The organism is bacterium (genome assembly GCA_014360495.1).
In the GTDB taxonomy this organism is placed as follows: domain Bacteria; phylum Armatimonadota; class JACIXR01; order JACIXR01; family JACIXR01; genus JACIXR01.
Map to the genome: position 1 here is coordinate 93,242 of JACIXR010000002.1, position 10,661 is coordinate 103,902.

The 10,661-nt window shown below is 45.9% G+C and carries 7 protein-coding genes; 3 read left to right on the plus strand and 4 right to left on the minus strand.

Going from position 1 to position 10,661, the window contains the following annotated elements; all coding sequences use genetic code 11:
• Nucleotides 1–101 precede the first annotated feature (101 nt).
• The 4 genes from H5T88_02035 to H5T88_02050 form a co-directional block, all read right to left on the minus strand.
• The gene (locus H5T88_02035; protein MBC7329118.1) at nucleotides 102–1,667 is read right to left on the minus strand and encodes a cellulase family glycosylhydrolase; all 1,566 of its coding nucleotides are present in this window, start codon (nucleotides 1,665–1,667) and stop codon (nucleotides 102–104) included.
• Nucleotides 1,664–4,531: a hypothetical protein gene (locus tag H5T88_02040; protein ID MBC7329119.1), complete on the minus strand. Its 2,868-nt coding sequence runs from the start codon at nucleotides 4,529–4,531 to the stop codon at nucleotides 1,664–1,666. The genes H5T88_02035 and H5T88_02040 overlap by 4 nt, the downstream gene beginning before the upstream one ends.
• 1 nt (nucleotide 4,532) lies before the next feature.
• A complete protein-coding gene (locus H5T88_02045) occupies nucleotides 4,533–5,129 on the minus strand; it encodes a hypothetical protein (protein MBC7329120.1) in 597 nt (198 codons plus the stop codon).
• A gap of 73 nt (nucleotides 5,130–5,202) precedes the next feature.
• Nucleotides 5,203–6,408: a hypothetical protein gene (locus H5T88_02050; protein MBC7329121.1), complete on the minus strand. Its 1,206-nt coding sequence runs from the start codon at nucleotides 6,406–6,408 to the stop codon at nucleotides 5,203–5,205.
• A gap of 246 nt (nucleotides 6,409–6,654) precedes the next feature.
• Between H5T88_02050 and H5T88_02055 the strand changes: the two genes are divergently transcribed.
• The 3 genes from H5T88_02055 to H5T88_02065 are packed head-to-tail and all read left to right on the plus strand — an operon-like array spanning nucleotide 6,655 to nucleotide 10,661.
• Entirely contained in the window at nucleotides 6,655–7,779 is a 1,125-nt protein-coding gene (locus H5T88_02055; protein MBC7329122.1) for a DNA double-strand break repair nuclease NurA, read from the plus strand.
• 5 nt (nucleotides 7,780–7,784) lie between these two features.
• Nucleotides 7,785–9,506: an ATP-binding protein gene (locus tag H5T88_02060; GenBank protein ID MBC7329123.1), complete on the plus strand. Its 1,722-nt coding sequence runs from the start codon at nucleotides 7,785–7,787 to the stop codon at nucleotides 9,504–9,506.
• A 3-nt stretch (nucleotides 9,507–9,509) separates the two neighbouring features.
• Nucleotides 9,510–10,661: a DNA repair exonuclease gene (locus H5T88_02065; protein MBC7329124.1), complete on the plus strand. Its 1,152-nt coding sequence runs from the start codon at nucleotides 9,510–9,512 to the stop codon at nucleotides 10,659–10,661.

Sequence of the window (10,661 nt, forward strand, 5' to 3'; positions counted from 1 at the left end):
GGTGAAAGGGGTGGAGCTTATCATAATATCAGCGTTCCCGAAAGCGGGAAACATCAAAGAAAAAAGCGAAATTATAAACAACAATCCTTTATCCGTCTTCCTCATTCTTCAAGAAATTTTTCCAACTTGCTTGTCCAATTCTTGTCTTTCTGAGAAATGATTAAAATTCGTCCTTTAGCCACTAATTTCCTTACGCTCTGAATTATCTCATCAGACAACTCATCCGCAAGGATAATTATTTTTCCGTATTTCCTTTTGCTCAAAAGTTCTCTCCTTTCTTTAATTGCTTGGATGAAAATCGTGTGGAAGGGAGTGGCTTTTTTTCTCATTAAAATATCGCTTATCAGCAATAAATCTTGGGGAGAACCGTATTGGCTACGCTTTCCCATATCGCAAATCACAGCTATTTTGGCTTCAGCGGAAGTTAGCCTGGGATTTTTAAAGCTCTGCGCGAAATCCTTGAGCACCTCAAAGCCAGAAGATAGGGATAGGTCTCGCTTCCCTTCCGCTTGCCCCGGTATCCCTTCCCACCAAGCCCAATAAAATACTCCTTGAATTCCCATCTCCTTCCATTGCTCCAAACAAGCCCTCATAACATCCCTATGAAGCAAGGATAGGTCGGGCTTATCGCCCGAGAAATTGTAGAATTTCCTCATTTCCTCAATATGCTTTCCCATCCAATCCTCGTTTAAACCCGCCACTCCATACTCTCCTACCATTACTGGCTTCCCCAATCCCGTGAACCAGCTTGTCCAGTTAGCCACTGCACAACGCAGGGCTTCATCATAGGGAGTATTGGGACAATGCATCCCGAAATAGAAATGGGGGAATAGAACATCAACTTCGGGAGGCGTGCGCCAAGTTGATGAGGGCGGAAGATAATTAACACCCGCTCCCCAATCTTGGATATCCATAAAGACAAGGCGATTTGGGTCTTCCTTCTTAACAGCAAGAGCACAGGCTTGCACCAGCTTGTAATATAGATTTTCATTCTCCGCCCATCCCCCAACGGGCTCGTTCCAGGGAACCTCTATTCCCGCCAAGGTTGGATTTCCCTTGTAATGGCGTGCTAACCAAGCTAAAGCCTTGGGAACATGTTCGTAGGCCTTATCCCAATCCAGCTCCACTTTCTCAATCTTTCCATCTTTCTCCTCTATCTTGGCGAGCCAAGAGATTGCCCCTCCGTGCTTTCCGCTTCCCCTCAATTGCTCCTGCCCTCCAGCGAAATATCTCCAAGGGTCCGCGGGAAGCTCGTGGAACTCCAATATCACATAAAGCCCAAGCTCGCCCGCTTTTTGCACCAAAGCATCAAGAAAGCGAGGAAACCCATCCTTCAATTTATGCTGATGCATAATCTCCGAATAGTATGGGTTATCGGGAAAGATATCCGGGGCAGGCTCAATATAACTCATATTCAGAGGAACTCTCAAGGCGTTAAAGCCGAGTTTGGATATCGCTGTGAGATTCCTCTCCATCACGGATATCTCTTGAGATATCGCCCAACCGAGATGGGTCTCAAATAAATTCACGCCGAAAAGCCAAATCGGTTTCCCCGTTATCCCATCAACTATCTTCCCTTTCTCCACCTTTAAAGGATGAAGCGAAGGGAATGCCACGGAAAAGACAAAGAGAAGAAACGTGAATAGATAAAACCTCCTGATTTTCATTTCACCTCCTCTATCTCAACAAGGGAACAACCCTTGGGAGGCAAATCCGCCCATATAATGACATTTGAACCTTCTCTGCTCCAGTTAGCTCCCTTGATTCTAATCTCAGCATTCGGCTCAAGCCCTATCTCCTCCAACTTAAACGCTATATATTTTCTCTCCTCTTTTTCCCCTAAATTGAAGAGATTTATTACTGCACCCTTTCCCTTTATGCTATGGATGTGAACGGTTTCGTCTATCCCGTAGAAAGTTCCCTTTGTGAAATACTCCTTCAATCTTTTATATTCACTCATCGCTTTCTTATGCGCCTCCCAAATCCTCTCATCGGGATGCTTTCCGCCCACTCCCAAATGCCTGCAGGTTGATGCATACCACCAGAATTCCAGGCAATTCTCATTATCCTTTCTTAAATCTATATGGATATAGAGGGGAAGGGAGTAGGCGAGATTGTAGTAATAAAGGCTTATCGCCCTTCCGCTGAGGAGGTCCTCAAGAGGAGACCACATATATTCAAAAGCCCAGACCTCATCAAATGAACCCGGCAAAGCATGGAGATAGTATGTCGGGGCATATCGTTCGGGAACTCCCGCTATGATTGGGTCGTGAAGCTCTATGAGGACATCGGGATATTCCTCGTGAATTAATTGAGCTAATTTGAGAATCGCCCGACAATGAGCCTCTCTCGTATAGGGGATGGGATGATGATGGGAGGTGTCATAGCATTCCCCCGTATAGGCTGATCCATCAAACATAAAGAAGACAACTCCAGCTTTCGCCAGTTCCTTCAATCTGTTAGCCTTCGTCTCTATATATTTCTCAGAACCGCCGCAGAGGGCGGGAAGTATATTGCCATCCTTGTCCTTCCTTCTGCACTCAATGGGGTAAGCGTTTATATCGGACCAGCCCGCCAATGGAGTATGTAAGGCAACATAGAGACCGTATTTCACCTTCATCAGCTTCACAAACTCCTCAGCTTTCAGCAATCTATCTTCAGCCCAAATGGAGGAAGCAAATGAGGTATCCCAGCCAGGGTCAAGGTAAAGGGACTCGCAGCCGATTTCCCTTGCCTTTTCCGCTTCCTCCAAAATTTGTGGGAGTGAATAAAACTTTTTTCTGTTCTCCTCCGTATCGGGACCCCACCAAAGGGGATTGTCGTAGAGCTCGTTCCAGTGAATAGGCGGATTGTAATTTTCCGGCACCTTGTGCCCATTCTCCTCCATAAACTCCCTGAAGGCGTAATAGCAAGCCTTCCAATCACCCTCAACGAGGGCGTAACGAGTTATCCCAAAGCGAAATTCCTCGCCCGGTGAGAGCTCGCATGCGTTTTCAGGGTCTCCATGCCACACTCCCCCACCGCCGAAACGAAGCCGAAATTCTTCATTCTCTTTGATAAGCTTTAATGTTGAATACTCCATACCATCGTTATTATGTTTCGCAATCATAAGAGAGGAATCGTCAAAGACAAAAGCCCAACCCTCGGCACCCCATTCATCAATATAAAGTTTTTCATACCAAACCGGACGCCACCATCCCTTTCGCCAAAGGAGCTCATCAAAGGGAAAATCCTCATATTCACCCATTTTGCCCTGAAGAGGTCTCCTATAGGGAATGGAGACAACCCTTGCCTCATTGAGCCCCTCTAATAGCTTTCCGTTGGATAGCCTGAGGTTCTTTTGAAAGCCAAAGGAGATATTCGGCGCCTTAACGCTTTCCTTCCCCCTATTTATTACCCTTATCCTTTCCTCAAAATATGGCTTGTCTTTGGGAAGATGGAATTCGTGAACGATTTCCACGCCATTGCTTTCCCCGATCAATACGAATCTGTCGTCTTCTTGCTTGAAGTCTTTAAACTCCGGACTTGCGATTTCCTCGTTTACGAAATAAAGATAAGGAGCATCCGAGAGGATTCGCCCGTTTTTCCTATCAATCAAGAGATATGGTCCAAATCCGTCTCTCGTCTTTATCCTCATCTCAAAATATTCATTTCGCAAAACGATGTCTCCGTTGAGCTTTGAACATTGAATCGTTTCACTTTCTCGCCCCAAAATCTCAAACATTGATAGGGCTGACGAGAAATCGCCAGAGGCAAAAAGCCTCATTGCCCGCTGAATTTGGGAAGAGAAACGCTCCCCTTCCTTCTTCAATCTTTGAATTTCACTCATCACCCTCTTCGCCATTTCATCCCTTATGTAGAGAGGCAAGCTTCCCTCCCATAGCATCCTGCCATCTTGGGATATCTCGCACTTCAAAGCATAGCCGCCATCGCCCATTTTCTCCTCGATCAGGAAATCCTCCTCCCACTCCTTCTTATCGGGACCGATTGCTCTTTTCCTTCTATCCAATTCCTTCCCATCCGGGCTTATCAGCTTAATTTCCATATCCAAATCGCCGATGGGCGACGCCCTTATCCCTAATTTAACAACATCCCCCTTCTTATAGGAGACCTTGTCAAGTTCCAACTTGATTGGCGGTCTATAAAAGAGGTTAGCGAGATAGAATTCGCATTTGCCGTCGCTTGATAGCTTTAGCCTCCCAGACGGTGCGAGAAGATGGGAAGTTTCCCTCTCCTCCAAGACCTTCCCCTCCGCATCAAGGATTTTGATATAAACTTTATCCCTAAGGTTACGGATTCGGAAAATAAGCCATTGATTATTTATCTCTGGAAGATTGAAGGACCAGTTCTCCCCCATAGCTTCCTCAGGGAGGGTATAGGAGATTTTGAGATTGCCGTTGTCCAAGTAGATTTGTCCACCTATTTCAAAATCTGAGTTCTCAATTAAAAAGGAAGTTTGGAGAAAATCTCCTGGGAAGAAAAGACAATGGAAGAACTCACCCTGCTGCAAAACTATACCCTTGGTTTCCAATTCAGAAGGGGAGAGGATTCTGAAGAGGGAAAAGGGAAAGATTGGTTTTTTCCGGTGGAGATAAGGGAATCTGAGGGACATCAAATAGGAAAATGGCATCGTAGGCTATCCAAGAGCCGGAGGTGAGGGAGATTTCCAATTTATTCTCTCCAAGTTTTAAGTCATCGCTATTAAGTGTAAAGGCGATGAATTGTTCTTCCCCTTTTTCTCCATAGAATGCCCTCCCTTTACCAGCTCTAACCCTCTTTGCTCCCTGCGTCCTGTCGTTTAGCCGAATCTCCACGATTGGAGCCAACGATTCGTGGACATCAGCCAAGGCAAGAAAAAGAAGCGGAATCCCTTTCGGCTTTTCCGATAGATTGAAGATAATGGTGAATTTATGATGGGGTTCCTTAGCCCAAAAGGTGTCCGCTTCGTTGGGATGGATGAAGGGGAAGTCAGAGGGAAGGCTTTTCCCGACGATATAAACGGGGTCTTGGGGGAATCTGTCCTTGAATTCTCTCGCCTGTGAGGGCGCAAGGGCGAATTCGTTGGGAGAAAAATCCAACTCGCCGATTTTGAAAATCGTATTCCAGCTCCTGGGTATTATCTCTTCCATAGATATTACCTCCTTTGCGGATAGAATAAGAAAAAAGAAGAAAACAAAACCCAATCTTCGGAGAGACATATCATTACTCCTTTTCTCTCACCACATTATTATCTATCAACCATTTATCGGATGTAAAGCCACCTTTATCCACGCCGATATAGGAAGATGGGAAGATGTTATTCGTTATAATAGCCGTTTTGACCTCTTTTCCAAGCTTGATTGCAGGGGCGTTCTCGTCAAAATCACAAGCATTTATCAAGAGATTTCCAATCTTTTCCACATTCACGGAATAAATCTCCGCTCTCGGGAAGGCGCTTCGGAATGAAGAACCGGTGATGTTGAGGGATTTCCCCTCCTTAACCCATATACAGGGCTCGCCATTGGACTGCATTAGCACACCGTTTATCCTTAAATCAGCATCTTTATTCTCAATGTAAAAGGAGGCGTGATGATTCATGAGGTCCCCTCCGACGATATTCAATTTAACCGGGCTTTTTACCACATATCCTCTACTGCAGTAGTCGGTGGCACAGTTGAGAAGGGTGCCGTAAGTTGAGCCACCACCCTCTCCTTCGTCAGTCTCAAAGAGATAAGCTATGTTGGTGTGAAAAACGAAGCAATTTGAGAGATGGATTTCGTCGTTTCTACCCAACTTTATCCCCACTCCCTTTGTTAGAGAAGTTGGGCTTGCCGGGCTCCAAATATGGATGAGTTCCAAGGTTGCTACATCGTAGGTGCGAGTTATGTAAATCGCTATGTTGTGACATTGGGCTATGAAAACATTGCGAATCTTCAATCTTCCCACATTGCTTTTCCCGTCGGCGATTATTCCATCGTAGCATCCGTGAATCTTTATATTGGAGATGTTTATCCCTACTCCGGAAAGGAGAATTGTGGGGGCAAATGGTTGAGGAACGGTCGGTTTATGTTCGTATTGGAAACACAAACCATTTATTGAGGCCCCGTCATAGGCGCGTATAGCTGGCCCTTCTATGTGGTCTATGATGAGGACGGGAAGAGCATCCACATCTGCGTTCCAAGCACCATTGGGATTGCCAAGTAGGGTTCTCTGCCTCAATTCTATCGTCTCTTTGAGGCGATACTTCCCGGGCGGGAAATAGATTATCCCGTTTTCCGGCGCTGATTCAATGGCTTTCTTCACAGCCTGTGTATCATCGCTTATTCCATCCCCCTTGGCTCCATAATCCCTAACCGATATGAGCGAATCAGCTCGGGAGAGAACCAAAGAGAAAGCCAGGAAAAGGAGAACAAAGAATAAGTTTCTCATTTTTCTTTCACCTCTTCAAATAAAGGATATTACCTCTATTATTCCATTTCAAGCTATTTAACCCTATTCAGCGGGTTTTTGTAGCTTGGTATAGGGTAACGAGTAAATTACAAATGCTCGCGCATTCTTTGAAACTGTAAAATTAAGATGTTCTGGCTTCCTGGGAAACTTCGGAAAAAGAGAAATTCCTCAAGTTTGACTGAAAAGGGGAATTTGGAGTATAATTTTCTTAAAAGGAGGGAAACCTTGCCCTGCTTCCCCGATAAATTCGCGGAAAATATAAAAAGCAAACAGGATAAGCTCTATTCCCTTTTCAAAAGAGAGCCCAAAAATGAAGACGAATCCTTTCTCAAACAGGAAATCGTCCATCATTGGAATCCCTTTCCCCAGCTCCCTCCCTCTGAGCTCCCCCTTTTCGCAGTAGATGGCTCAAACGCTTGTTTAGCTACTCAAGGCGGGATATATATCTCAATAGTTCAAGCTATCCTTCAAGGAAAGGATTGGAGGGAAGTTGAGGTTGATGTAGAGGCTTTTAGGAATACGCAAAAAGTGGATGTGGAGAGATTCCATCAAGTCCACCGTCAATGGCTGGAATGGAAAATAGGAAGCGATTACACAGAGAAAATCGCTAACTCTTTCCTCTTCATAGATGGAAGTCTTTATATATCTCCTGTGCTTTACTATTGGGCACAGATTGCCCCCAGAATGCCCGAAGGTTTGGAGGATATGCCCCTCAGGGCATTGGAGGCTTTCCTCTCCCTCGCTGAAGTCTCCCTTCGCTTTAATATTAAACTCATAGGTATATCTAAAACAAGCAAGGGACACTTCTACCCCAGGTTGCTTTTGGGGAAGGAAACCGATATAACCGATTTGGAGATATTTTCATTTTGGACAGAAGGGGCAGGTTTCTCCACTCCTCTTCTCGTCGGTCTCGAAGCAGTCCCCCAACCTTTGGAGAGGCTCAAAAAGGATTTCCTACCTGAGCTTCCTTCCCCCAAAAGGGAGGAAGTTTCAAGCCGTCTTGATAATTTACTCCCCTCGCTTTCCGTTGTCCTCTTCTATATCCGCTTTGAGGAAGGGGACGAGATTTATAGAGTGGATACTCTCGCTCCCTCCGTGGGCTTAGAAACTAAAAAGGAAGAACTGGGGAAAATCGTTATGTGCGACTCGGAGATAATACATCCCATCCTATCCGTCCTTCTCTCCTCCCACGGTGGCTTCAATGTTTATCAAAACCTCTTGTATGTGGCGCATAACGAGGTTATTTTGAGGGGAACAGACCAGGATGTTTATTTAGCTCTTTTGAGGGAGCTCACAAATCTCCCCATAAGGAGGAGCAAGGTGGATACGAGATTTGGAAGGAGGTTTTAGATGATATGGAGGTCGTGAAAACTCCTGAGCCTGTAGGATATATAGTGGGGAATGTGGAAACGCAGAGATTCAGCTTCGTAACGGAGCCCACTATATGTCCGCCTCGGCTTGAATATCTCGTCGTTAGGGATATACCTGCAACCGAGCAGGGATTGGATAGGGTTGACGTCCTCGCCCAAGTGAGCAAGCTCCAAGTTGCCTCACAAATACTCGGCGAGGAGCTCACCTATCAGGAGGCAAGGGCTATTTTGGAGGGACTTTCCCCTCGCCCCAAGATAATCGGAACGGCGGATGTCCTCGGCTATCTAACTCCCGATGGCGGAGTTAGGTTTCCTCGCCACGCTCCCCTTCCCGGTCAGCCCGTTTATTTAGCCTCCGATGATTTCCTCCGCAATTTCTTCTCAAAGGATGTTGAATATGGCATAACGATAGGGAACCTCATCAACCGAGAGGGTGTAGAAGTTAAACTAAATCCAAATGGTTTGCGAAGGCATCTCGCCATTATCGCTCAGACGGGCGCTGGGAAATCCTATCTCGCTGGACTCCTTTTGGAGAATCTATTGAAGATGGGGGCAACCATCCTTGTTTTCGACCCCAACTCCGATTATGTTATGATGCGTCTCACCCCTGACGGGAAAAAGACATCTTTTGCGGATAGAGTAAAGGTTTATAGAGTTCCTTTAAAGGCAGAGCGTCGCTACAGCGACGAGAAAATCGGTGGAAGCGAGGAATACACTATAAGATTCTGGACCCTAGAGGACGAGGATATATTTGAGATAGCCCAAATCCACGAAACTTGGGCGAGAATCAGGGAAACCCTCTCCAAATTGCTAAATACTTTGCGGAAAAGAAGCCCTTATTTCACCCCCAGCTATTTAAAGGAGTTAGTGGAAGAGATGATGCAGAGAGAGGATGCAGGCAGTGAGCTTGACGAGCTTGAGGAGATGGTAAGCGAGAGCGAATTGGAGGAAATTACGCTAAATATGCAGAGGAAGGCGAAGGCTGGCAAGGAAACAAGGGGTTCATTTTCCTATGAAGAGCTGAGAAGAGTCAAGCCATATGTTGACAGGCTTGCCACCTTGGAAATCTGGGGAGACAAAGACCTCCCTATAAATGATATCATCTCGCCTAAGAGATTGTCGGTAATAGACCTCGCGGGCTTGCAACAGCGGGCTATGGAGATAGTCGTTGATAGAACTCTGAGGGAAATATGGGAGAAGGCGGTGCTTGGGCAGTTGCCTCGTCCCTTGTTCATCTTTCTTGAGGAGGCACATAACTTCGTGCCAGGGAGGGGGAAACAAAGCAGGTGTGCGGAGATTATCAACAGGATAGCGGCAGAGGGAAGGAAATTTAAAGTATTCCTCGTCGTAATAACCCAGCGTCCCTATAAGATAAATCAGGATACCCTATCCCAATGCGGTAGTCAGATAATCATGAAATTGACGAATCCCGAGGACCAGGAAGCTGTCCGGACAGCCTCAGAGAACATCTCCGAGGCACTTCTAGCCGATTTGCCTGGCTTAAACACTGGTGAGGCGGTTGTATTGGGCGAGCTGACGAGGGTGCCCGTGATGATAAAGGTGGGCAAGAGGGAATCGGCTGAGGGCGGAGCGGATGTGGATATCGTTAAGGAGCTTCAGTCGGCTTTACAGGAAAGCAAAACTGAAGTCCCAATCATCACAACTGAACCCCTAAAAGACGATTTGATGGGTGGAGGTGTGCTTTAAGCTATGGTGAAAATGGTCATCTGTGCTGATACACATCTCAATGCTTATTACGCAAAGATGAGACCCGAACAGCTGGAGAAAAGAAGAGAGTATTTGAGGAATGCCTTTAAATCCGTCGTTGATTTCGCGATAGAAAAGAAAGTGGATATTTTCCTTCATGCGGGCGATTTATTTGATATGCCTGACCCCCGCTACTTGGAGCTTTTATTCGTGTTTAGGGAATTAATGCGGTTGAAAGAGGCGGGAATTAAGACCTTCATGATTGGCGGGACCCACGATATTCCCAAGGCGAGATTTGAAGCGGGAGGAGCAGCGAGCATACTCATTTATGAGATTGGGCAAGTAGCGAGGGTTTTCCGAGGGGCAAAGATTCAATCCGAGACAATAAATGTGGGAGGAAAATCAATAACCATAGCTGGCATCTCCTGCGACCCAAGGATTAGGGATGGAAATCCCTTAGAGGGATTGGAGTTTCATCCCGATAACAGCGATTTCACCATTTTTATGTTCCACTATGCGATAGAGGGGAGGATACCCCAAAGGTATGAGGGAGCAGTAGTTACCCTTCATTGGTTGCGCCAATTTCCCGCCGACCTCTTTATCGCTGGACATCTCCACCCTCATGCGAATTTTGATTTGGAGCGCAAATCCGTGATCATACCCGGCGCAACTGAGCGTTTTGACTTCGGCGAGGAAAAAAACGATTGCGGATTCTATTATCTTCAACTCACGGATAAACCGAAGATTGAATACCAAAAAATATCGGCACAGCCTATGCAAAATATTGAAATTCATAGCGACGAGATAATACAAAAACCAAAGGGGGAGCGGCTGGGCTATCTACTATCCCGCATAAAGGAAGTTTCCCATCCAGAGAAACTGCTTAAATGTAAATTGATAGGAGAAATTGAAAACGATGTTTTGATGGAGGTTCCCTTTAATCAAATCTTGGAGGAAGGGAACAAAAGCAATTTCTTCTTCGATTTGGATTGGCAAGGTTTAAAGATTAAGAGGGGAGGTTTTGAGGGAAGTGGAGAGGGTCCAACAAATGTTGAGGAGGAGATGAAGTCCGTGGCGAGGAGCATTGAAGAGGAGGAGGAACTCGTCAAAGAAGCGCTTGATTTAGCCCTTTCAAAATGGAGGGAGGCGAGATAA

Bases quoted from the DNA above. Each gene is read 5' to 3' on its own strand.
- H5T88_02035 (MBC7329118.1), bottom strand. From the start codon at position 1,667: ATGAAAATCAGGAGGTTTTATCTATTCACGTTTCTTCTCTTTGTCTTT.
- H5T88_02045 (MBC7329120.1), bottom strand. From the start codon at position 5,129: ATGGAAGAGATAATACCCAGGAGCTGGAATACGATTTTCAAAATCGGC.
- H5T88_02060 (MBC7329123.1), top strand. From the start codon at position 7,785: ATGGAGGTCGTGAAAACTCCTGAGCCTGTAGGATATATAGTGGGGAAT.
- H5T88_02065 (MBC7329124.1), top strand. From the start codon at position 9,510: ATGGTGAAAATGGTCATCTGTGCTGATACACATCTCAATGCTTATTAC.
- H5T88_02050 (MBC7329121.1), bottom strand. From the start codon at position 6,408: ATGAGAAACTTATTCTTTGTTCTCCTTTTCCTGGCTTTCTCTTTGGTT.